Source organism: Xanthomonas hortorum pv. pelargonii (assembly GCF_024499015.1).
In the GTDB taxonomy this organism is placed as follows: domain Bacteria; phylum Pseudomonadota; class Gammaproteobacteria; order Xanthomonadales; family Xanthomonadaceae; genus Xanthomonas; species Xanthomonas hortorum_B.
In genome coordinates this window covers 2,615,203-2,636,133 of the sequence record NZ_CP098604.1, presented here as the reverse complement: position 1 = coordinate 2,636,133, position 20,931 = coordinate 2,615,203, and the positions used below count along the sequence as shown (strand labels likewise).

18 protein-coding genes are annotated in these 20,931 nt (G+C 59.9%); 5 read left to right on the top strand and 13 right to left on the bottom strand.

All coding sequences use genetic code 11. The features are described from left to right. The first annotated feature begins 45 nt into the window (after nucleotides 1-45). The 3 genes from NDY25_RS11520 (at nucleotide 46) to NDY25_RS11510 (ending at nucleotide 3,469) form a co-directional block, all read left to right on the top strand. A protein-coding gene (locus NDY25_RS11520) for an IS5 family transposase (RefSeq protein WP_168960125.1) occupies nucleotides 46-851 on the top strand; the annotation gives its coding sequence in 2 pieces (ribosomal slippage) (nucleotides 46-376 and nucleotides 376-851; 807 coding nt in all). 496 nt (nucleotides 852-1,347) lie between these two features. After that, a complete protein-coding gene (locus tag NDY25_RS11515) occupies nucleotides 1,348-2,379 on the top strand; it encodes a hypothetical protein (protein WP_251765976.1) in 1,032 nt (343 codons plus the stop codon). Between the two features lie 403 nt (nucleotides 2,380-2,782). After that, nucleotides 2,783-3,469 (top strand): lytic enzyme, encoded by a 687-nt coding sequence (locus tag NDY25_RS11510; RefSeq protein WP_233366671.1) that lies wholly within the window; start codon nucleotides 2,783-2,785, stop codon nucleotides 3,467-3,469. A 60-nt stretch (nucleotides 3,470-3,529) separates the two neighbouring features. Here the strand turns inward: NDY25_RS11510 and NDY25_RS11505 are convergent, their stop codons facing one another. Both NDY25_RS11505 and NDY25_RS11500 read right to left on the bottom strand, forming a co-directional pair. Then, complete coding sequence (locus NDY25_RS11505) at nucleotides 3,530-3,766, bottom strand: hypothetical protein (RefSeq protein ID WP_168960130.1); 237 nt, start codon at nucleotides 3,764-3,766, stop codon at nucleotides 3,530-3,532. Nucleotides 3,767-3,877: 111 nt separating this feature from the next. Then, a complete protein-coding gene (locus tag NDY25_RS11500; RefSeq protein WP_251757468.1) occupies nucleotides 3,878-4,228 on the bottom strand; it encodes a SymE family type I addiction module toxin in 351 nt (116 codons plus the stop codon). 518 nt (nucleotides 4,229-4,746) lie between these two features. On the opposite strand from NDY25_RS11500, the gene NDY25_RS11495 reads away from it, so the two are divergent. Beyond that, nucleotides 4,747-5,436, top strand: a complete 690-nt coding sequence (locus NDY25_RS11495) for a hypothetical protein (RefSeq protein ID WP_168959226.1) — start codon at nucleotides 4,747-4,749, stop codon at nucleotides 5,434-5,436. Continuing rightward, nucleotides 5,433-6,884 carry an XVIPCD domain-containing protein gene (locus NDY25_RS11490; protein ID WP_168959225.1) on the top strand — a complete coding sequence of 484 codons (1,452 nt, stop codon included), beginning with the start codon at nucleotides 5,433-5,435 and terminating at the stop codon, nucleotides 6,882-6,884. The genes NDY25_RS11495 and NDY25_RS11490 overlap by 4 nt, the downstream gene beginning before the upstream one ends. Nucleotides 6,885-7,179: 295 nt before the next feature. Here NDY25_RS11490 and NDY25_RS11485 read toward each other — a convergent pair whose 3' ends face one another. The 11 genes from NDY25_RS11485 to NDY25_RS11435 all read right to left on the bottom strand — a co-directional run bounded on the left by NDY25_RS11485 (nucleotide 7,180) and on the right by NDY25_RS11435 (nucleotide 20,835). After that, entirely contained in the window at nucleotides 7,180-7,890 is a 711-nt protein-coding gene (locus NDY25_RS11485; protein ID WP_168959224.1) for a hypothetical protein, read from the bottom strand. Nucleotides 7,891-7,957: 67 nt separating this feature from the next. Further along, nucleotides 7,958-8,701: an abortive infection family protein gene (locus NDY25_RS11480; RefSeq protein WP_168959223.1), complete on the bottom strand. Its 744-nt coding sequence runs from the start codon at nucleotides 8,699-8,701 to the stop codon at nucleotides 7,958-7,960. Between the two features lie 76 nt (nucleotides 8,702-8,777). Then, nucleotides 8,778-9,242: a toll/interleukin-1 receptor domain-containing protein gene (locus NDY25_RS11475; RefSeq protein ID WP_251754966.1), complete on the bottom strand. Its 465-nt coding sequence runs from the start codon at nucleotides 9,240-9,242 to the stop codon at nucleotides 8,778-8,780. A gap of 352 nt (nucleotides 9,243-9,594) precedes the next feature. Further along, nucleotides 9,595-10,119 carry a pYEATS domain-containing protein gene (locus tag NDY25_RS11470; RefSeq protein WP_168959222.1) on the bottom strand — a complete coding sequence of 175 codons (525 nt, stop codon included), beginning with the start codon at nucleotides 10,117-10,119 and terminating at the stop codon, nucleotides 9,595-9,597. Nucleotides 10,120-10,466: 347 nt separating this feature from the next. Further along, entirely contained in the window at nucleotides 10,467-10,667 is a 201-nt protein-coding gene (locus NDY25_RS11465) for a KTSC domain-containing protein (protein ID WP_059030905.1), read from the bottom strand. 53 nt (nucleotides 10,668-10,720) lie between these two features. Continuing rightward, nucleotides 10,721-11,104: a hypothetical protein gene (locus NDY25_RS11460; protein ID WP_233366597.1), complete on the bottom strand. Its 384-nt coding sequence runs from the start codon at nucleotides 11,102-11,104 to the stop codon at nucleotides 10,721-10,723. Nucleotides 11,105-11,164: 60 nt separating this feature from the next. After that, nucleotides 11,165-11,374: a hypothetical protein gene (locus tag NDY25_RS11455; protein WP_168959220.1), complete on the bottom strand. Its 210-nt coding sequence runs from the start codon at nucleotides 11,372-11,374 to the stop codon at nucleotides 11,165-11,167. A 186-nt stretch (nucleotides 11,375-11,560) separates the two neighbouring features. Then, the gene (locus tag NDY25_RS11450) at nucleotides 11,561-15,409 is read right to left on the bottom strand and encodes a LamG domain-containing protein (RefSeq protein ID WP_256627988.1); all 3,849 of its coding nucleotides are present in this window, start codon (nucleotides 15,407-15,409) and stop codon (nucleotides 11,561-11,563) included. A 207-nt stretch (nucleotides 15,410-15,616) separates the two neighbouring features. Next, nucleotides 15,617-16,645 (bottom strand): pectate lyase, encoded by a 1,029-nt coding sequence (pelA, locus tag NDY25_RS11445; protein WP_168959218.1) that lies wholly within the window; start codon nucleotides 16,643-16,645, stop codon nucleotides 15,617-15,619. Then, nucleotides 16,645-17,622 (bottom strand): pectinesterase family protein, encoded by a 978-nt coding sequence (locus NDY25_RS11440; RefSeq protein WP_168959217.1) that lies wholly within the window; start codon nucleotides 17,620-17,622, stop codon nucleotides 16,645-16,647. The genes pelA and NDY25_RS11440 overlap by 1 nt, the downstream gene beginning before the upstream one ends. 12 nt (nucleotides 17,623-17,634) lie before the next feature. After that, entirely contained in the window at nucleotides 17,635-20,835 is a 3,201-nt protein-coding gene (locus tag NDY25_RS11435; RefSeq protein WP_256627457.1) for a TonB-dependent receptor, read from the bottom strand. Nucleotides 20,836-20,931: the final 96 nt, after the last annotated feature.

The following is a 20,931-nucleotide window of genomic DNA, read 5'->3' as shown; positions in this document are numbered from 1 at the left end:
ACAAAACCCCTTGAATCTTGTCTCGCCGGGGGCAAAATTGCGGACATGACACGTCGCAAAGAGATCCCCATTGCGCTGTGGAAGCGCATCGAGCCGCTGATTCCGCAAGTGAAGCGTTCGCCCAAAGGTGGACGGCCGCGTATCAGTGATCAGCAAGCCCTTAACGGCATCGTCTATGTCCTGCGCACGGGCGTGCCGTGGGAAGACCTGCCCATGGAGCTGGGCTACGGCAGCGGCATGACCTGCTGGCGCCGGTTGCGTGATTGGCAAGCCGCCGGTGTGTGGCATCGTCTGCATCAGGTGTTGCTGACCGAGCTGCGTCGCGCCCAGAAGCTGGATCTGAGCCGAGCCAGTCTGGATGCCGCCAGTGTGGCCTCCCCCCGGGGGGCGCCTACACCGGGCCAAACCCGACCGATCGCGGCAAACTCGGCAGCAAACGGCATCTGATCGTGGACCGCAACGGCGTGCCCTTGGCAGTGTGCGTCACCGGCGCCAATCGGCACGACTCGGTCGTGTTCGAGGAGTTGATCGACGCCTTGCCGCCAATTGGTGGCAAACCAGGGCGCCCGCGACGTTGGCCAGACAAATTGCACGCCGACAAGGCTTACGACATCGACCGCTGTCGCGCCTTCCTCAAACAGCGCGGCATCATTGCGCGGATCGCACGCAAGGGAATCGAGCGCAACGACCGGTTGGGCCGTCATCGCTGGGGCCTCGAGCGCACGCATGCCTGGTTCGCAGGCATGGGCAAACCGCGCATCCGCTTTGAACACCGCATCGATCTCCACTTGGCGTTGCTCTCGCTTGCTTGCTCCATCATCTGCTTACAGCTTCTTTCTGGGTTTTGTTAGCCGCTCTTATGCCCAACATCTGGCAAACACCGATATCATCAACCCCGGACTCTAAACCCGACCACTACTCAGGGCGGGGGACGTCGGTTTCTATAAAAGTCTCATATCAAGACATTCAACCATTATCGTACACATGCCCTATTAATTTTACAGGTGCATTAAATGCACTTATGACGGATGCCACAAAGAAACGCATAATTCACCACAATTACATCACAAGCCAGCAGAGAGGCGTTGAAGTTATCGGATCTTTTCAGCATAGTTACCCCGCCGCACGGCGGCATGAGATTGCTAAGTTTCGTGCGATGAATATGACTGCACAACGGCGTATTTTGTTCCACACCATTGAATTAATTACCCAAATAAAATAGATATTGATGAAAATAAATTTTCTAGCAGCGAAGATCTTTCTGGGACTGAGCTGCACTGCCACCTCTATGACATTTGCAGCGAAGTAGGAAATCGCATTTATTCTACCGTTAACAAAGGAAATACGATGAAGCACATTACATTTTTGCTAGTAATTGCAATTGCCACTACTACCTGCGCACAGGCAGCTGCACAATTAGGTGGTACGCAGCCAGTAAACGCCAGTTCCAGCCAACTGGAATTGCAGGTCCAACAGGCATGGCAAACAGAGCTTGCAAGGTCTGATACGCCGACGACCGGATGCTTTCACGCCAAATACCCAAGCATGATTTGGGAGTCGGTACCCTGCAACGCATTGCCACGTCGAAACCATCGTTTACCCTTCGGTAAAATGACCACTCAGGGCGCCGCTGGACGAACGGTACTTCCAGATGCCGTCGGTGCAACGCAAGGCCCCGTGAGCTACGCGCTCAGGGGGCATGGTCTTATTAGCGAGGCGGTGGGAAGTTTTCCGACGGTAACCGGGCTGAAGACCGTACAAAGTGACTCTAATCCGGATGAATATAGTGTGCAGCTGAATACTAATGACGATGGAACAACGCCCGCGTGCCAGAATCATTCGGGCTGCACAGTATGGGAACAATTCCTCTACGGGAACGATGGCCCCGCAAACTCGGCATACGTTTTAATCGAATACTGGATGATCAACTTCGGCAGCACATGCCCGCCCGGATGGAGCAGCGACGGAGACAATGCCTGCTGGAGGCAAAGTAAAGCCGTACCGACGCCGCATTACCCAATCGGCCAACTACCAAACTTCCGATTGACGGCGAAGGCGGCCGCCAACGGCAACGATACCGTGATTTTCACAAATGGTACTGATGCCTACAGCGTAAGCGCGAAAGGCAACATTCTCAACATCAGTTCCGTATGGACGCAGGCGGACTTCAATGTCGACGGTAGCAATAGTGGCAAGAAAGCATACTTCAATACAGGCACATCCATTACCACGAAATTGGCTGTGAAGGATGGGACAACCCTGTCGCCCACGTGCATCAGTGACGGCGGTACGACTGCTGAGATTAACAATCTCATACTGGGTGCCTGCGCTGTGTCAGCAGGCGTCATGCCCTCAATTGAATTTACCGGGAAGCTCTGATAGACAACTCGAAGTCGGCATCAGGATAGATCGAGCGTAACCAGACCAATACATCGAGTCGACCGTTGCGCTAGTGGGCATAGCTCTGCCTGACAGTTTGACGCTGTTGAGAGTCGACAGGGATTCGTACGAGAAACATCCAATTCGTCGGCAGCTCATTAATTGCTAAGCGACAGCAGTGTCCGAAGAAAGGCTAGGCCCAGGCGATTGGCATTTCTTGCTTTTAAACGATTAAGGAATTTACTGCAAGAGGACTCAGGCAAGCTACCCACCTTCGCTGGCTCAAGCTCGTCTGGCGCGAGCCAGGCGATTTAACCATCTCGTTCGGGATTGCCGCTGCGCTGGTGTCTTTCAGTTCAGCACGCTGTTTTGGCTAATAACCGACAATCCGCAGATGTAAGAAATGAGCGCCCGGAGGGTTCGGGCGCTCATTTCCTCGGCGGTCACAAGCCTCAGCCTGAGTCGATTCGGCCTCTATTACAACGGGTTCTCCAATAGTTGCATCGACTACGTCTGGGGCGGACTTCGGGATGCGGGTCTGCAGCCGAAGCTCGAAAAGCCAGATCCCAGCTTTGACGGTACGATCAAAGTTCTTCCTAATATCGATGCGCTGAAGAGCATTCCCAAACCATTTCCAGATAGCAAGCTCAACTCGTCACACGAGAACCCGCTTCCGAAGAACCAAAGCCCACTGCAGAAATTGCTGACTGAGGTCGAGGGCGAGCCAGAACGTGGTCAGGCTTCTGCGCTGTCGCGCGAATCGCAGCAATTGTTTGATCGCATGCGATCGGATCTTCCTGCCAATGTCACCGACGGTCAGGTGATGTCAGCGATGGTCGCCGCACGAGAAAGCGGCATTCACCAACTGCAGCAGGTGCGTGACGTGGTTCTGCATGAAGAGAAAATCTTCGTAATGGGAACGACCCCCGGCTTCCGGGCGATGGTAGATCTCAACCAGCCACAGCAAAGCATCGAAGAAGGGCTGGCCCGCAGCCAGCAGATCGACGCGCGGGTGGCAGAACAAACCCGGCAGGAAACGCAGCAGCGCGAAGCAGCCACGCAGACTGCCGGCGGCCCACAGATAGGCTAGTGGTCTGGGACGTAGCCGGAAAACCTGGCTCAGACCAGCTCCTGCCCCCTTCAATCTTCCCTAGCTACGCTCATCACCAGCTTGGTGCGTCTGCTCCACCCGCTGCTCAAGCATCTCGCGTACGGCATAGGCCGCATCGAAGATGGCTTGCCCGAGCGTTGGCAGCGTCTGCGCCTCCAGGCACTCCGGTTTGCTCATGGCGATGACGTCGCCATGAGCGATGAGGGTGCGTAGCAGGCGGTCGAGCTGGTCGCGTTGGTCCAGCGTGAGATGCAAGACGACGGCGGGGTGCTCCATCTGTGTCCCTCCTCTGCGCGGTGAGCGGGGAGCGCGCACGGTGTGGCGATTGGCGCGTTGCGCTCGGCGCGGGGCGTGCGGGTGCGTGCTGCACGTACGCGGCGCACCTGGTTAGTCCGTAGGTGCGACGCTGACGACCAGCTCGCCATCGCGCAGGCGGATGTGGAGTTTGCTGCCGATGGTGAAGCCCAGTTGTTCCAGCCAGCGGCCGCGTAGGCGTAGCGTGGGGATGCGTTGGTCGCTGGCGGGGTAGTAGCCGTAGCCGACGGTGCAGTGTTGCGGGGCACGCGGGTGGCCGGTGCGAGGTGGGCGGGGTTCGGGGCGGGGTTGGGGGATGGGGGTGCGCTCGACGTAGGGCCGCGGCTTGATCGATGGGTCGAGCGAGCGCCAGACGATCTCGGTGGGCGGTGGCTCCGTGGCGCGCTTGCGTGCGGATGTGGGACGGGACGTGGATCGACGCATGGCAAAGCCCTCCTTGACGAACAGGCCCCGCCGCCGGGTGGCGACGGGATGTCGGGAGGTTAGAAACCGAAGACAGACGGCGGGCGTATTTCCCCGAAGGGTGTTGTATTAGCCACCCTCCCGACGCAGGCAACGCGTCGGCTGCGCCCGCAGGAAGCTGCAGGCACAAAAACCCACCGGGATTTCGGAGGTGGGTACCGCTGTCTTAGGAGTTTCTACGCTCCGTGGCCAAAAGACTGCTACGCGCTGCGTGACATGTCAACTGGCTGACGCTGGCAATCTGGAAAGCGTTGGTGGAAGATCCTTGCGTCAACGTTTGAAGCAGCAAGGTCAGAGTTGGATTGAACCTAGAGAGATTGCTACTCCAAGCGCATCCCCACCTTCCCGCAAATAGCTTTACGTTCCCTCGCTATCCATCACTATCGCGCCACTCAGATTCGGGCGCGGTAGTGCATGACACAGACGGCACGGGTGACAATTGACCAGCAGCGCGATGCCGCGTGAGTCGCAGGATCCCAATGACAAAAATTAGCTTCCGAAACCTGTTTCCCTTGCTGCTGCTTTCACTAGCGCTGCCAAGTGCATGTGCTCGCACACCCCATGAAGCAAAGCGGGATGCAGCCACGTCATCTGCTGCGACAGCGACGCCGCCCCCTCAAGAGAAGAGCAGAGGTACCGACAACGGTGCCGACATCGTCTCTGCGAATACTACTCTGCAAGAATTGCAGCGCCGGCTGCTGCGCTTCATTGATGGACTGACAGTGCCAGCGGATCTGGACTATCCCCAGATGGAGTCAGCACTTGGCATCAAGCTTGGACCACCGTCTGATCCGGCATACCCGTGGCGTGAAGTAAAGGAAGTTCCTCTGGTCGATGGCTATGAGCTCTACGCGACGCATCGCCCAACGAAAGATGGATTCTCGCGGATAGAGGTTGCAGTGACTCTACCTGACCATAGCAACCCCACGCGCGTGCCTACGTCGACCTGCATTTGGCAAGCAGAAGCACTCTCCAAAGCGCTCGAAGGGATGGGATACACGCGCGGCGGGCAGCGGCCTTTTCAGGGTGGATGGCTACGCCAGCATTGGCGCGCGATCAACGGCGGAAGTCAGATTTTTTCGGTCTCATTGCTTCTTTATCGAACCAATGAACAAGGCAGTCAACAAGAGTGCGTTTATAGCGTCAAGATCGATGGAGGCAAGCCATGAACCGGGTTGACCCACGTATCGAGCCTCTACTTGCCCAGATGGCAAAAGACCCTGCACTTCCTGCTGGTGCAGAGAACAGCATTCGCCAGACAATCGCCGAATCACCCTATCTGTCGAACCTGCTAGGTGATGCCATTGAGAAAGGTCGAATTGGCGCGATTGCTGTTTCGCATGGACAGAACAACGGCGGCCACTTCCAGGACGGCAAGGACGGCAAGGCGGGCACACTCAATATCAGTGAAGCAGCGTTCAAAGATTTCACAGGATCAGAGCGCATCGACTATCTGACTGAGGTCATGGGCCACGAAACAATGCATGGCGTGTTGGCCCAGCATCGTGCCGACGCCCTTGCCGAGTTCGGCAAGAGTATGGGTAACCGCATGCAGGAAGCCTACGACAATCGGGAGCATCAGGTCGACCTGACTGGCCCTACCCGTGTTTACCTGGATTCGACTCGCGCAGATGAAGCACTGTCGGAAATCTCGGGAATGCGTGCCCTGCATGATCGAATCAAACATCTGAACCCTGAGATGCCCGACAGTGTGGTTGAGAAGGAGTTGCTCGACCGGTCGAGTAATCGGTGTGTCGTGCGACAACCGAACGGCGCTCCGCAGTTTGCAGACGGACTGACCTACGATGCACTCACCAAGCACCCTTTTACCCGCAACGATGCGCTGACCAAATCGGTTGAGCACTGTTTTTACGACAGCAGTGGCACGCTAGGCCCACATGGCGATTCCGACTACCGCAACTACTATGGCGTCAATCCGATCAGTCACATCGCGCAAAACTACGCGCATCTGGCGCATGACCGCCAGCCTCCGGAAGTCCGCATCGATCTCAAATCCTTGGGCCTGGACCCAAGACAGCTGGAGCGCAACGGGCTGGACCTCGGGTCTGCGAAGACCTTCAACGTCGTTGACCTGGGCAAGGACGGCTATGGCATGGTCCAGCTGAAGGACACTGGCGCACGCGGCGTTATCTCTCCCAATCTTGCGACACAGAATGAGCCAAGCCGCACATTGAGCCCTGCAGAAGCGGGGCACCCGGACCATGCCATGCATCAGCAGATCCGAAGCAAAGTGGAACAGCTGGACGCCGCCAACGGCCGCACGTTTGACGCCACCAGTGAACGAATGACAGCCAGTCTGCTGACGCTAGCCAAAGACAATGGGCTAACCCGGGTGGATCACGTGCTGCTCAGCGAAAAGACCGAAGACTCGCCCGCTGCGCAGACCTTGTTTGTAGTGCAAGGCGATCCAAAGGATCCGGCCATGCTGCGCGCTCATATGCCGACGGCCGATGCAGCGCAGCGGCCTGTTCAAGAGAGCTTTACGCAATTGGAATCTGTCAACCAGCGGCTAGCGCACGAGCGCACGCAAGAAATAGCGATGGAACAGCAGCGCTCGCAGGAGCAACAACAGCGCGGCCCCGTTCCGTCGCTTTGAAGCGATGACGTGCCCGCACTTGTCATCATCAAAGGCCAGCAGCTCTTGATCAACAAGGAACGGCGCTGATTCCTAAGTGAATCTGACCCCGTTCTTCAAATTCAACTTACCTCATCTCCACTTATTAAAAAATACTTTGATCCCTTACCTTTCTTCTCATCTGGTCGATTTATCTCAGGAAGTGAACCTGACCCCGCTTGTGCCCGACCCCACATCTAAACCCCGTTTCTGGCACTAACGTTTGAGATTAGAGGCGTCGTCCAGCTTGCCAGGCGACGTCGTCTCGATTGAACGGTTAGGCCTCAACCAGCGTGGCGATGACCTCTTGAATGAGAACTTCAAAAGCCGCTTTATATGGCTCCAACTGATTTTTTGTTGGCAAATATTCACTGCGGCGCATAACCAGATGTGTATGAAGATCGGCAATTGGACGCGCATCGTCGTTGAGGCGCGTCAGGATCGCTTTGATGCTGCGTCCTGATTGAGCAACGACCTGAGAAAATGTGTCGACACCAAATACGGTCGGAACGTGGTTGATACATGCGCGAATCAATAGTGCAGCGGAGATGAAGTTTGCTCGTGCGTAGGCATCATTGAGCTCTTCACAAATGCGCACCAACTTTGCCGGATCGAGGTTCGTGGCCGGGATTGCTTTGAGACGAAGTAGTACCTCTGGGCTTAGGAATGCACCATTCGTGGCAGCAATTGCCGAGTAGTTTGGGTCCCGCGCAGCCTCTCGAAGTGCGTCGATAGCGACGTATAGATCAGCCCGCAAGTCGTGCGCTTCCGAGATGTAGCTTGGTGAGGTGTTTAGCTCAGAGACCAAAAGTGAAAGATCTGGGTCACCGATTCGCTTCACCGCTGCAACGAACCTCTTCGCAGTATCTCGGAACGCCGCGCAGTACGCGTACTGTTTGTCTGGGTCATCGCTCGGACCGCACTCACCAAGAGGGAACTGATCGATCTGATCGGCAAGCTGGACAGCAAGTTCGAAAGCGGTAGTCATGAGGATTTCTGAGGCCTAACGCCTGAGTTAAGCCAACCCGCCAAGCGGGTTCGCCTTGGACAAATTGTTAGGCGGCCGCTTCATTGCGCGCCTCCCATGTGGCGAGAAGAAATGTTGCCATGGCACCCGAAAGGTTGACCGCCAGCTCCGCGTGCCTCGGGGCCGGCTTAGAACCTACCTTGCCCTTTCCGTGTGCATCGCTGAGACGATTTCGGAGCGAGCCAAGGCCCTCAACAACGGAAGTGCACCCTCCGAGCACTTGCTTGAAGACAGCCTCGGTATGCTGAGAAGGCGCCAGTTGGAGTGTCTCCGCCGTTAGCTTGTAAAGCTTCGGCAGATCTGTGCCATCGTCGTACGTAGTGCCAGCGGCATCAAGGATGTGCTTACACACTGACTCGATGAGTGTCCGGGCCGACGTGATAGCCCCCTCGGGGTCTGCTGCCCGCCGTTCGAGCGCCTTTGACCAGGCAGCCTGAACATGCGACGCATCAAACTTTTCTAGCTTTTCAGAAACAATTTGATCCGCTGGCGACAGCGGACCTCGCTCCAAAGTTTCAAGCAGCGGGTGGAACTCTCCCCAGATGAAGTCGCGGCGCTCGGCATAGGTCGAATACTTGAACTTTATAAACTGCCAGAATTGCGACAGGTTCCTGCAGGTTCGTATGAAACGCGGAATTAGAGGATCCAGAGCCTGGTTAGAGAGCAGCATCTGGCGCAGCCGAACAAACTCTGCATCGTCTTCGCTACCGCCTGTAGCCTGCGAGATAAGCAGGTTCTGAAGCGCTTCTGTTTGATTGAGTAGTTCGTGCACTGGTTCGGCCGCCTAACGTCTGAATTAAGCCGCGCCGCGAAGCGGCGTGGGCTTGAATGAATTTTTAGGGTGCGCCCTAGAACGTAACGAGCTCAGCGATTTTTGCAGCTACTTCGGACATCGAGTCTTCTGCAGTGTCAAGACCCGTTCTTGAAGCGAGCATTGGACTCACCTCGCGAAGCGCCTCGTATGTTGTCTTGTGAACGATAGGCACAAGTCGATTTCCAGCAAGCAGCGTTGAGAGCTCCTTGTCTGCGACACTTTCTTTTGGAAGACGTGCCAAAAGTGCCGGTGTCACAAGCACGAGGCCGACTTTGGAGTTGGCTAGGCCCTTATCAATTGCGCGCATCATAGGGACGCCAAGTCCAAGGTCCTTCTCACTGAACCAGACTTTTACCCCTGCAGCTTCGAGAAGGTCATGCAGTTCTTTCGCAGCTCCCTGACGATCATCCCAGGCGTGGCAAAGAAACACATCTCGTTTGTCTGGGTGCCGCGCGACCTGGACCTCCACAGCCTCGCGGACCGGTGTAAGTGATTGCACCTCGGTCGGTGTGTAGAGAATAGTCGATCCCGTCTTTGACCAGCGCGGCTTTGAGTTCTTGCGCCCACTGCCGCTGCTTGAGCTGGTATAGCTAGGGCTACTCGTTGACGGGTAGTAAGAACCGCCACTTCCGCTGCTGTAACGCGAGCTGCTGCGGTAGCGACAGGCAGGACAAGCGGCTGCTGCCGCTGCTGAACTGTGACCACGAACTGGTGCCGTGCATCTAGCCATGAATCAGCCTTCCTTTTTTGTATAATATTCATCTACAGGACAATATTATTAAAGTCGCTCCGACACTTAATCAATCCTACATACAGATCATTTTCGGCTTGAATAAAATTTAGAGCACACCTTAGAAATTTAAGTACCGCTCAATGCGCCAGACGGTTCCGTCTTTAAAGCTTACATCGGCGAAGAGCAGGAACGACCCCCAGGCTCCCGTGTCTAATGCGAATGCTGTCAAATGATCTGAGACGACGCGAACAGGATTTTCAAAGGTCTCATGAAGGTGGTAGGTAATAGAATTAACCGTTCCTAGATCGATACCATCCGACTCGACCCAAATATTGAGTCGATAGTATATGCGACCATTTTTGTCCAGGGATTTTGCGCGGGTGTATCTGTGCAGCAAATAAATCTCATGAGGCGCGCCCGGGTCAGCTTGCGCCGGTGGGCTGGACGCAGGAAGTGCAGCAGCGGATGTGTCGGGAGGTAGTTTCGGTTGCGAAGAGCCAAGCTTTACCCCAAAAGCTTCAGCTGAGTCGCCCTTTTCCACGCGGTCGACCAAGGCGCCAAAAAGACGTGGAATATCTTTGCGCAGCCACCATAGAACAGCGCCTATGAAGACAGGCCAGATAAGTGCGGCGATGAGATCCATGGAACCTCCCTGTGCAGCCTAATGCTTGGATTAAATCACATTGCGAAACAACGTCGACTTGGATGAATTGTTAGGCACCTGATGCATCTGATACCTTTCTGTTCCAGTTAAAGCCCTCCTTTTCCTCTCCGCACTGTGTACAAACATACTCGCCGGTGTTGGAGCCAAGGCGATACTCCTTCTCAATGTGCGAGTGGTCGCAAGGCTTGTCTCCCCATGCCTGACGAAATTTTATGCGGCCAACATCTGCATACATACCCCGTCGATGCCTAACGCTGGAATTAAGCCGACTGGCGATGCCATCTCGGTGTGAATTAATTGCTAGGCCACGTCCCAAAGCCAGGCAGTTAACACTGATAGCGGTCACGGATATGATCGTTGTAGTAACTGCCTTTTGAGCCCGCATTGAGAAGCCCCTGAAACACGTGCGAGGGCACACCGCAGAAGTCGTATGTGTGGCCCTGCACGAATTGAATTTTCATACGCATACCAGCCGGGTCGTAGCCAATAGCGCTGATGGCTGACGAGGCTACGCGAATCATATCCATCGATTTTCCTATCGCTTGAATTAAGTGGGACCACATCGGGGCTGCTGTTTGAATCAATTGTCAGTACTAAGCTTCGTCATCTTGCTGCGGCGAGCTAGAAGCAACCGGAACATCAAGAGCAACGGAAACGCAAGTACAGCGGCTCGCAGGTGTAGCGTCGGCGTAACGCCCTCCTTCGGCCAGAAGCAAAGCCAGATCGCGAGTGCGGCAAGGCAGCACAGTGTCAGCATCAGCAATCGCTTGGCAGCGCGTAAGGAAAACGGCATTGCCAGCGCAGGAGCGGCCACCACCAGAAATCCAATTCCGCTGATCAATGCGCCCGTCTGTCCCTCACGTACCTGGCCTGCTGCAACCAGCGCCACCAGCAGTGCGCCTGTCGCCGCGAGCATGACGCCGGCAAGGCCGGCGAGCAGCTTCAGGAGTTTTTGATAGCGCATTCTTTGCGTCCTAGTTCTTGCATTACGCAGCACTTCCGAGTGGCGTTGGCTTGAGGCCTGCTAGGACTTGTGACGCCGATAGTGGTTGTTGGTACTGGTGCTGCGGTAGCTGCCACCCTTGTGCGAAGCACCGTGGCCTGCGCTGTAGTGACCGCCGTGACTGGTGGTGTGGTGCGTGCCGGCGGCCCTGACGCGCGCTTGCGCTGTTGGAGTAAACACACCGAGTGCGGCCACAGTCAGTGCCACGATGCTCCATGCCTTGCTCAACATTGTTTCTTCCCCTGAAGAAATGTGTGGCTTTGCGGCTGCATTAAGTACTGCGTGCCTTGATCCTCGCCGAGTTTTTGGGTTGCGTCAATGTGCTTGCGCGGCTGATTGCTGGCTTTATCGGGTTTGCCCTCATCCGCCCTGCGGGCACCTTCTCCCGTGCGCGGGAGAAGGGCTTGGTTTATCGAGTTATTGGCTGTTTTTTGCGGTTGCCGGCGTAACCGGTGCGGGCAGAGCGAGATTATTGTTGAGTTCGGTAATCTCCGGCGCCTTGCTTTCGGCAACCACACGCAAATGCGCGGTTTTTAGATTTGCTGCGTTGGTCAGCGGCAGGCGTACCTGCGTGGTGATCGGATGCAGATCGCGTGGTGCCGCGAGTGCCGGGAACGCGGCTCTTGCCAGCTCCTTCCCACGCCCATCCTCCAACACCACAAATCCGGCCGGTGCATCGGCATGGCCGAGGCTGTGCACGGTCACTTCGATGGCATCGGCAGTCACACGCACGTCGCCGTGGCCGATGCCCAGGTCCGGGCGCAGTTCGACCGGGGTGGCGGCGGCGATGCGTTCGAGCCGCAGGACGGTGGTGCGGCCTGCGGGGAAGTCGACGTCGATGGCCGCGCTTTTTTCGAAAGCGACCTCTTGCGTCTTGGCGTTGCTGTCGAGCTTGCCGTCATTGGCTTTACTTACGCCTTGGGTGATGCGCCATTGGCCTGGAGCGACGTTCCAGCCGGTCATGCTGGCGCGCTGGTTTTTATTCGATGTATTGTAGGCGATGACGGTGAAGCGGTCTTGCTGGGGTGCGGGGATGGCGATGGCCACTTGGGTTGCGGCCTCTGGATCGTTGAAGCGCCAGCTGACGGTGTGGCCGGGGTAGGTCTGGTTGCGCTTGAGCGCCACGCCGCCCAGGCGTGCGCGTTGCAGGTTGACCGTGGGGGATTCCACGCGGTCGCTCCACCAGTGGCCTTCGGTGTTCATGTAGAAGTTCTGCAGTTTCTCGCGTGCCTCACTTCGGTAAATGGCGGCGAGATACTCGAGATTGCCGGTCTGCTCCCAGGCCACATGGTGCGGGAAGTCCGGGGCGCTGCCGTCGTCTTTGCTTGCGGCATCTAACAGCTTGCCGCTCCAGTCGCTGCGCTTGCCCATGACATCGAGAAAGTTTTCGTTGAGCAGGGACAGGCCGTTGGGGCCGCTGTTGGCGACGCGGTAGTTAATCGGCTTGAGATAGCGATCTTCGCCGGTGAAGCGGTAGGCGGCCCAGAAGGTGTGCAAGGTGTCGGCGCCGCCGCTGCCTTCGAACAGTTCGCCGCCGCGGGTTTTGCCGGTTTGCCAGTTGATCTCGTTGGGTAGCGCCCAGTTGCCCTTGGCGTTGGTGTAGGCGAGGGCGAGATAGCCGTCTGCTAACCCTGTGACGATGCGGCGGCTGTTGGGGTCGGCGTTATAGCCGCCCAGCAGGATGGCCGGGTGCACGATGGGGAAGGAGTACGGTTTTTGCCATTGCCAGTTGGGCTCGCGGTAGACCTTGCGGCCGCCGAACCAGTTGCTGGCGAACAGCAGATGCCCTTGCGGGTTGATCTGGATGATGGTGTCGAAGGCCTTGACCGTTTGCATCAGGCGCTCGACGGTGCGTGGGTCGCCCCAGTTGAGGTACAGCAGGGCGCTGTTGAGGTTGATGCCCTCCTCGTAGGAATGCAGCTCGTCGGTTTCGATGGTGGACAGGCCGTTGGTGAACATGCCGTTGCGGTAGTTGGCATCGGACAGCGCCAGCATGGAGGCATTGAGCATGTCCGGGTCCACGCCCATCAGGGCGACGCCGGGCCACTGCTGCACCAGGTCCGAATCGTCGGAAATGCCGCCGCCGAAATCGCCGTAGGCCACCTGGCGCTGCTCGATCCACCAGCGGATGTAGCGGCGGGTGGCGCTGAGGTCTTGCAGCTGCCAGAACGCCCAGGCGGGCACGCCCTTGGGCACGGCGGGCAGATCGACAGGCAACTCGCCCTGGTTGGCGTAGCTGATGTCGTTCCAGTACTGGCGGCCGAGGGCGTTGTCCGGGTCTACGCGCAGTAGGTCGGTGATGTCGGCGTCCAGGCGCTTGTAGAGCAGCTGGCGCTTGGAGGTGGTGTGCTCTTCCACCAGAAAGCCCCAGTTGTCCTTGACCTGGTTGAAGCGGTCGGCCACGTGCTCTTTGAGGGCCTCGGCGCGCGGCTTGAACACCAGTTGCAGGTGGGTGCCGTCGAGCGCGTTGGCGTTAAAGCCGGGCGCGGCGGCGGCGATGCTGAGCATCAGGCTGTCGTTGCTGAGGATTCTGTCGCGCAGGTCCAGCCACAGGGTGCGGGCCTGGCCGGGGGTAACCGCGACCGAGACGTCGATCATGTCGCGCGCGGGCCAGATGGGGTCCTTGATGCGGATGTTGAGCGGGATGCGGCCGTTATGGGTGGCCGGCAGGTTGAGCGCCGGCAGGGTGATGGCGATGCCGTCCAGGCCGTCGTGCATGTTCTCCCAGCCGTAGGACCAGCTGCGCATCAGCGCCTGGTCCGGCGGCGGGTTGCCCAGGCTGGACGGCACCAGGATGTGCACGATGGGTTGCTGCGCGCTGCCGGTGGCGGTCTTGTCGCTGGGGCGCTTGCGTGCGGGTGCCTTGGTGGGCAGCGCAACCACGGTCTGGCGCTCGCCTGGCGGGTAGCGGCCGGCGATGACATCGCGCAAGGGCGCGAGGTTGTCGTAGTCGGGCTGGATGTCGCTGCGCACGGTGTAGCTAAGTTGGGCGCTGCCTTTGGGTACCTCGCCCGGCTGCACGTTGTAGGCCCAGATTTCCTGGATGGGGGTTTCCTGCGCGGTGTTGGCAAAGCGCAGCGTGCCGCCGCGGCGCTCGGGGAACTGGTCCACGCTGCGCACCACGCCCTGGCTGCGCGCGAACAGCGGCTGCGCCTGTGCGTTGGGCGCGGCGTAGCTGGCCTGGCCATAGGCGGCGCCGCGCAGCTCGATGCGGTTGACCGGCTCGTCCGGCAGGGTGAGGTCCAGCGCCTTGCCGCCTTCGACGTAGGTGTTCCAGTCCGGCAGCTGGAAGTAGTCGTCGCGCCCCGGCAGGCGCGAGCGGTTGTAGACGCCGGGCCAGGTGGTCTCGGCGATGCCGTCGGTGGCCTTCCACATCCATTGCTTGAGGTCGCGTGCGTCTGCGAATTCCACCTTGCGGATACGGGTGATGGGTGCGCTCAGCAGCGGCGGTGCGTGGCCGTTGTCCCAGCCAAAGCGGTGCAGGAAGGCGGCGTGTTGCGCGTCGCTTGTGGGTGCTTCAGCGGTGGTGGGCTCTTGCAGGCGCGCCAGTGCGGCAGCGCCATTGGTATCGAGCATGCGGTCGTAGATGCGGAGTTCGTCGAAGTCGCTGCCGCGCAGGAAGTTGTAGCGGCTCTGCACCTGGTGCGGCGACATCACGCGGCCGGCCAGGCCGAACTGGTCCAGTGCGGCGTCGAAGTCGAGCGCGCCGCCGTTGGCGCACGGTTGGCCGCAGTCCACGCGTGCGGCCTCCTTGCCGTCCACGTACAGGCGCACGCCGCGGGTTTCGTCCCAGGCGAATGCGATATGGGTCCAGTCGCTGGCGGCGGGATTTTTATCCAGCTTGAAGGAGACGCGGGTGCGCGCGAGGTTGGCGTCGGTGACGAAGGCATCGAAGCCGTGGCCGTTCCAGTCGATGCGCAGCCAGGCCATGTCCCAGCTGGTGTGGTCGGCATAGCCGACGCGGAAGATCACAAATGGCGCTTCGCCAACGGGATAACGCGCACGCCAGAAGAAGCTCAGCGTGCCGCGCTGGGTGTAGAGGTTGCCAGGCGCATTCCACGACAGCACGCCGTCGTCGGCCCACTCGATGGCGTTGCCGCGTTTGCCGGTGGGCACCAGGGCGATCTTGTCGCGGAAGTTGGGCACGCGATCGCCGCGGGCCACATCGGCCTCCAGGCTGCGATCGGCCGAGACCCGGAACAACAACTCCGGGGCCGTGGGGGTGGCCGCGCTCACCGGCAGCGCGATCAGACACAACAAACCCATCCAAACCTTCAGCACACGCACCTCGTCTGTTTCAAAACCACTGCCGCACCGCATGGGCGACAGACATTGCAACGTGCCACCGCAACGCGGCACGCGGTGCACGGTGGGCGGCGAGCAAGCGGGCCGGCACGTACGAGAGTACATGCCGTGCCTGCGTGCTGCGCGCGCCAGCATGCGCCGCGTGCGGTGGTGCGATGGCTGCGTCCACTACAGCCCGTTTGCGGCCTTCCACTTGGGGATCTCATCCTTCAACAACTTGTCCGGCCAGGTGCCATGCCAGGCATAGCCCACGCGGCGTTCGTTGGGCACCTGCATGTAGTCGGTCAAGGCCTTGCCGTCGCGGTTGGCATACAAGGGGCGTTGATTCTGCAGGTCGTAGAAGCGTGCCCATAGCGATGCACCGGGTTGCGCCACCAGGATCACGTCCTTGCCGGTTTCCTGGGTGGGGTCGTCGATTTTCTTGGTAGCCAGATCGCGCATGCGATGGGTGTCGAACCAGACACCGGCCGCTTGCACCGCAGTCTTGATCTTGGCCGAGGGGTTGGGCTGGCGCATCAGAAACCGCACGATGCTCACCGACTCGCTGGACGACAACGAGGCCAGTTCATACGCGCGCGCCCTGGCCGGCTTGAGCGTGACCTCGTCGTACTGCGCGCCCCACACGGTGAGCGTGCCGCCGATCTTGACCTGGGTGGCGAGCACGCATTTCAGGCCCTTGGCCACCGCCTGCACTGCGCGTGCGCCGTGGCTGCTGCGCAGTTGCGCGCCGGTGTCGCCCTTGCCCTCGCCGATGTCCTGCAGCAGGTTGAGCACGCGCACCATCGCATCGTCGTTGTAGGTGAGCTGATGGTGATAGGACGACAGGTCCGGATAGAACTGCGGCCAGCCGCCATTGGCGTATTGCGCCTTGAGCAGGTAGTCCACGCCACGGCGTGCGGCGGCGATGTACTTGGCGTTCTTTTCGTTCTTGAAGGCGGTGGACAGGTACGTAATTTCGTACGTGGTCGCCTTGTTGTCGATGGTGGCGTCGTCCTTGCGCTCGGGTTGCTGCAGCTCGGCGATTTCGGCAGCGATAAAGGTGCGGTTGTAGTCGACGGCGACGCCCTTGTATTGCTTGGACCAACCGCCGGAGGCGGTCTGCAGCAGCAACATGTTGTCGGCGATCTTGTCGGCCATGGCCGACAGCGGTGCCAGCAGCAACGCGGTGGTGAATGCAATTGTCGATAAGCGGATCATCAGAACGGCCTCCAGCTGCCCAGGATGGTGTTGCGGTCCAGCGCGGCGGCCTGCGCAGCGGTGAGTTGGCGCGACCACTTCACGCGGCGCGACGGGTTGGCGCCGTTGCCGCTGCTCTGGTATTCGCTGTAGCGTGCGGTGGCCTCGTTGGCGGTGTTGCCCCAGTTGTTCCAGCCTTCCGCCGGCACATGCGCGCCGAGCTGGCTGCTGATGAAGCTGACGCTGGCATACGGCCGCCACGGCCGCCCCAGGTGCACGCGCGAGACACCGCTGGCAGCGGTGACGCGGGCATTGCGGAATACGAAGCCGCGCGCGCTTTCCTGCCGGGTGGAGGCGGCGGTGAGATAGCCATCGCCCAGCGAGTGCAGTTGCACGTTTTCGAACAGCGCGGTGCCGGCGCCGAACACGAAGTCCACCGTGCCTTCGACATAGCAGTCGAGGAAATACGACAGCTTGGCGCCGCGCAGGTACAGCGTGTCCTGGTAGCCGAGGAAGCGCACATCGCGGAACGCAGCGCGGTCGCCATCCACACGCACCGCCACCGCCTGCCCGACCGGGCCTGCGTGATTACCGAAGCTCAATTGCTCGGCAGTGAAGTCGTTGCCGGCGATGATGACGCTGGACGAGCCGGAGGTGCCGTACTCGGTGCCGGTGGCCGGATTGATGCGTGAGGCGTAGTTGTCGTAAGTGATGATGGTCTGGGTGGGGCCGGCGCCGGTGAGCTTGAGCGCCGGTGCGTTGGACGGCACCACGATCAGCTCCTGGTAGGTGCCGGCGCCGATGTTGATCTGCGCGCGCTTGCCGCCCTGCACGGCGGCGTCGATGGCCGCCTGCACGATGCGGTAGCCGGCGCTGCCCTGCTTGGCCACGGTGTAGACCGGGTCGGCGGCGATGGCGGCGGTGCTGCCGAGCGACAGCCCGGCCAGCAATGCGGTGGCGACGAGGGTGCGTAACACGATCCTGCGATGCGCTTGCATGCGTTGCTCCTGTCAGAACTTGTAGCGCGCGCCGATGTAGTACTGGCGCCCGGTGACGGTGTACTTGTCGGGCAGTTCCAGCGTGGAATCGACGTAGCGGCGGTCGGGGGTGTCGAGCAGGTTGATGGCCTCAAACGTCAGCGACAGGTGGTCGTTGAGCTTGTAGGACATGTTGAAATCCACGTTTTCCACGCTGTATTTGCCGGTCACGTCGGCCGTGACCAGGCGCCTGCCATCGAGGTCGTAGACGTCCTCCTGGGCGAGGATGTTGTTGATGTAGCCGTCGCGGTAACTGGTGGACACGCGCGCACTGAAGCGGCCGTCGTCGTAATAGACGGTGGCGTTGTGGGACTGCGGCGAGAGGTTGAGCAGGTCGCGCTCGGTGGCGGTGGTGGTGATGCTGGTGTTGCTGCTGCCTGCGGTACTGAACAGGTAATTGATCTTGGAATCGACCTGGGTGTAGTTGAGCTGGATGCCGAAGTTGCGCCAGAAACCCGGCAGAAAGTCGAAGGCCTGCTGGTAGGTCAGCTCGAAGCCCTTGAGCGGGCCGCCGGGCGTGTTGAAGTAGCTCTGCACATTGAAGATGGTGTCCGGGGTAAAGCCTGCGGGCAGCAGATCCAGCGCGTAGCCCATCGCCTCCCAGGTGCTGAGCACGCGGGTGCGTTGCACGTAGCTGTCGATGTCCTTGTAGAACACCGCCGCCGACAACAGCGAGCCTTCGCGGAAATACCACTCGGCGCTGAGGTCGTAGTTGGTGGAGCGGAACGGGTCGAGCTTGGGATTGCCCAGGTTGATCGAGAAAAACCGCCCGTCGTCGAAGAACTGGGTGGGCCCGCCGCTGACGCTGGGCGACAGATACGCCAGCGTGGGGCGCGCCATGGTCTTGGCCGCACCGAAGCGCAGCACCACCTCCTCGCTGACATCCCACGAGAGATTCAACGAGGGCAGGATGTCGCGGTAATTGTGGTTGACCGTGGTGGGCACCAGCAGGCGCTCGCCGGCTGCGGCGGTGGCACTGGCCACGCCGAAGAACGACTCACACGCAGGCGAAATCGCACCGGCCGCAGTGGCCGTACACGGCGCATAACCACTGGCGGCGATCTGTGTCTGCACATAGCGCACGCCCAGGTTGCCGCGCAGCGCGCGGCCCCAGAGATCCGTGTTGAAATCGAGCTGCAGGTAGGTGCCCAGGCTCTTTTCGTTGACGGCGAAATTGTTGTTGGACGAGCCGAAATGGCCGACATCGGCCAACCTGTAGTCGCCACCGGGCACGCCGGTGTCGCAGTTGCAATTGATGTTGAGCAGGTCGGCGACTTTCTGGAAATCCGGAATCACCCAGGTGGTGGGGAAGCTGCCGTTCAAGCTGCGGCCGAAGCCATCCAGGTTGGTGCTCAGCTCATTGACGCCCACACCAGCCGGCAACGCCTGCGCCAATCGCCCGTAGGAGATGTTGCGCGACTCCGACGTGTCCATGTCGTAGTTCTTGTAGGCCAGCCCGGTGCGGAAGGTGAAGGTGGGGCTGATGTTGAATTCCAGATCCACCTTGGCGGTGTCGAAGGTGTTGTTCACCGACTGCGGGTTGAGCCGCACCTCGCTGATGTTGGTGCCGCGCGCGGTGCCGTTGCTGTTGACCGGCACCGCGCCGTAGCCCAACCACTGCCAGTTGTTGGGGTTACCCGCATCGAACGGGAAACTCATGCTGGGGTAGTCGCCACCGTTGCGCCGGTCGAGCACAAAACCGTCGAGATTGGTGTTGTCGAAACTCACCATCGAAAACTCGGGGCGCTCGTAGTCCGAGGTCGAGTGGCCGACCAATGCATTGACGCGCACCTGGTCGTTGAAACGGTGCTGCAGGTCCAGGCTGAATTGCTTGAACTCGGTGGATTCTTCGATGTTGCTGGATTCGGTGCGGAAATCGACGTTGTCGAACACGCCGTAGGTGAGGCGGTTCTGGTCGTCCACTTGCGCCTCGCGCACGGCGATCTGGGTCTTGCCACCGAAGTTGGCGGTGCGGTGCAGGTTGGCGCCGACCGAGTCTTCGCGCTGGTCCTTGTCCAGCTTGGAATACAGCATGTCGAAGTTCAGCAGGGTGTCGTCGCTGACCTTGAATTGCAGCGCGCCGGTGACGCCGAGACGTTTGATCTCGTGGTCGGTGCGGATATAGCGCGGGTAGCGCGGAATCCAGGCGTCGGTGGCGGTTTCGTAGGCCTGGATGTTCTCCGGCGTGTTGGCCGGGCGCGCGATGCCGGTGCCGCAATTGGCGGCGCTGATGCCATAGCTGCCCCAGCCGTTGTTGCGGTCCTGGTTGGCCTGCGAGCCGACGCCGGCCGGGGTTTCGTTGGCGAGCGGGTTGCGCGGGGTCTGCGGGTTGTAGCCCACTGGCGAGCAGAAGCCGTAGGTGCCGTTGTTGGTGGCGGTGCTCTGGTTGGAGTTGCGGTAGTTGCCGTGCTCCCAGCGCACCGGGTTGTAGCCTTCCTCGCGCAGGTGGCGCTCGCTGTAGGACACCGACATCAAGGCGCCCACACGGCCATCGGCCCAGATGTTGCTGATCAGGCCGGAAAAACGCGGGTCTTTTTCGCGCGAGAGATCGTTGTAGCCGTATTGCGTGGAGGCGGCCGCTTCGAAGCCGTCGAAGTCGAACGGGCGCGAGCCGCGCAGATCGACGGTTGCACCTAGCGAGCCTTCGTCCATCTGCGCCGATTGGGTCTTGCTGATGGTGACGCGGCTGAAGAGTTCGGAGGCAAAGGTGTTGAAGTCGAAGCCGCGGCTGCGGTTGACGCCATCGCTGCCGCTGCCGGCGGTGGCCAATGCTTCCAGCCCGTTGATGCGCACGCGGGTGAAATCCGAGCCCAGGCCGCGCACGGAGATCTGCTTGCCCTCGCCGCCTTCGCGGTCGATGGAGACGCCGGCGATGCGCTGCATCGATTCGGCCAGATTCAGATCGGGAAACTTGCCGATGTCTTCGGCATAGATCGCATCCACCTGCTCCACGCTGTAGCGCTTGGCATCGAGCGATTGCTGCAGGCTTTCGCGGTAGGTGGCCTTGACCTGCACGCGGTCCAGATCCACCGCATCGGTTGGCGTGGTCGGCGGGCCGACGGTTTGCGCGGCAGCGCCGGCACCGTGCAAGGCCAGGACGATGGCCACCGACAGACGCGCGGCGGACAGGCAGGCGCCTGCCGCAGAGGCAGGACGACACGAACGGGCTTGCATGAGGCGGCTCTCTCCCTGGCACTGGCTGCAATGACGCGCTCAGCCCCCCAAGGCCCTGGCGTCGCAATGAGCGACCAACACCCCTGCTGCGCAACC

Bases quoted from the DNA above. Each gene is read 5' to 3' on its own strand.
- NDY25_RS11515 (WP_251765976.1), top strand. From the start codon at position 1,348: ATGAAGCACATTACATTTTTGCTAGTAATTGCAATTGCCACTACTACC.
- NDY25_RS11510 (WP_233366671.1), top strand. From the start codon at position 2,783: ATGAGCGCCCGGAGGGTTCGGGCGCTCATTTCCTCGGCGGTCACAAGC.
- NDY25_RS11505 (WP_168960130.1), bottom strand. From the start codon at position 3,766: ATGGAGCACCCCGCCGTCGTCTTGCATCTCACGCTGGACCAACGCGAC.
- NDY25_RS11500 (WP_251757468.1), bottom strand. From the start codon at position 4,228: ATGCGTCGATCCACGTCCCGTCCCACATCCGCACGCAAGCGCGCCACG.
- NDY25_RS11495 (WP_168959226.1), top strand. From the start codon at position 4,747: ATGACAAAAATTAGCTTCCGAAACCTGTTTCCCTTGCTGCTGCTTTCA.
- NDY25_RS11490 (WP_168959225.1), top strand. From the start codon at position 5,433: ATGAACCGGGTTGACCCACGTATCGAGCCTCTACTTGCCCAGATGGCA.
- NDY25_RS11485 (WP_168959224.1), bottom strand. From the start codon at position 7,890: ATGACTACCGCTTTCGAACTTGCTGTCCAGCTTGCCGATCAGATCGAT.
- NDY25_RS11470 (WP_168959222.1), bottom strand. From the start codon at position 10,119: ATGGATCTCATCGCCGCACTTATCTGGCCTGTCTTCATAGGCGCTGTT.
- NDY25_RS11465 (WP_059030905.1), bottom strand. From the start codon at position 10,667: ATGGATATGATTCGCGTAGCCTCGTCAGCCATCAGCGCTATTGGCTAC.
- NDY25_RS11460 (WP_233366597.1), bottom strand. From the start codon at position 11,104: ATGCGCTATCAAAAACTCCTGAAGCTGCTCGCCGGCCTTGCCGGCGTC.
- NDY25_RS11455 (WP_168959220.1), bottom strand. From the start codon at position 11,374: ATGTTGAGCAAGGCATGGAGCATCGTGGCACTGACTGTGGCCGCACTC.
- NDY25_RS11450 (WP_256627988.1), bottom strand. From the start codon at position 15,409: ATGGGTTTGTTGTGTCTGATCGCGCTGCCGGTGAGCGCGGCCACCCCC.
- pelA (WP_168959218.1), bottom strand. From the start codon at position 16,645: ATGATCCGCTTATCGACAATTGCATTCACCACCGCGTTGCTGCTGGCA.
- NDY25_RS11440 (WP_168959217.1), bottom strand. From the start codon at position 17,622: ATGCAAGCGCATCGCAGGATCGTGTTACGCACCCTCGTCGCCACCGCA.
- NDY25_RS11435 (WP_256627457.1), bottom strand. From the start codon at position 20,835: ATGCAAGCCCGTTCGTGTCGTCCTGCCTCTGCGGCAGGCGCCTGCCTG.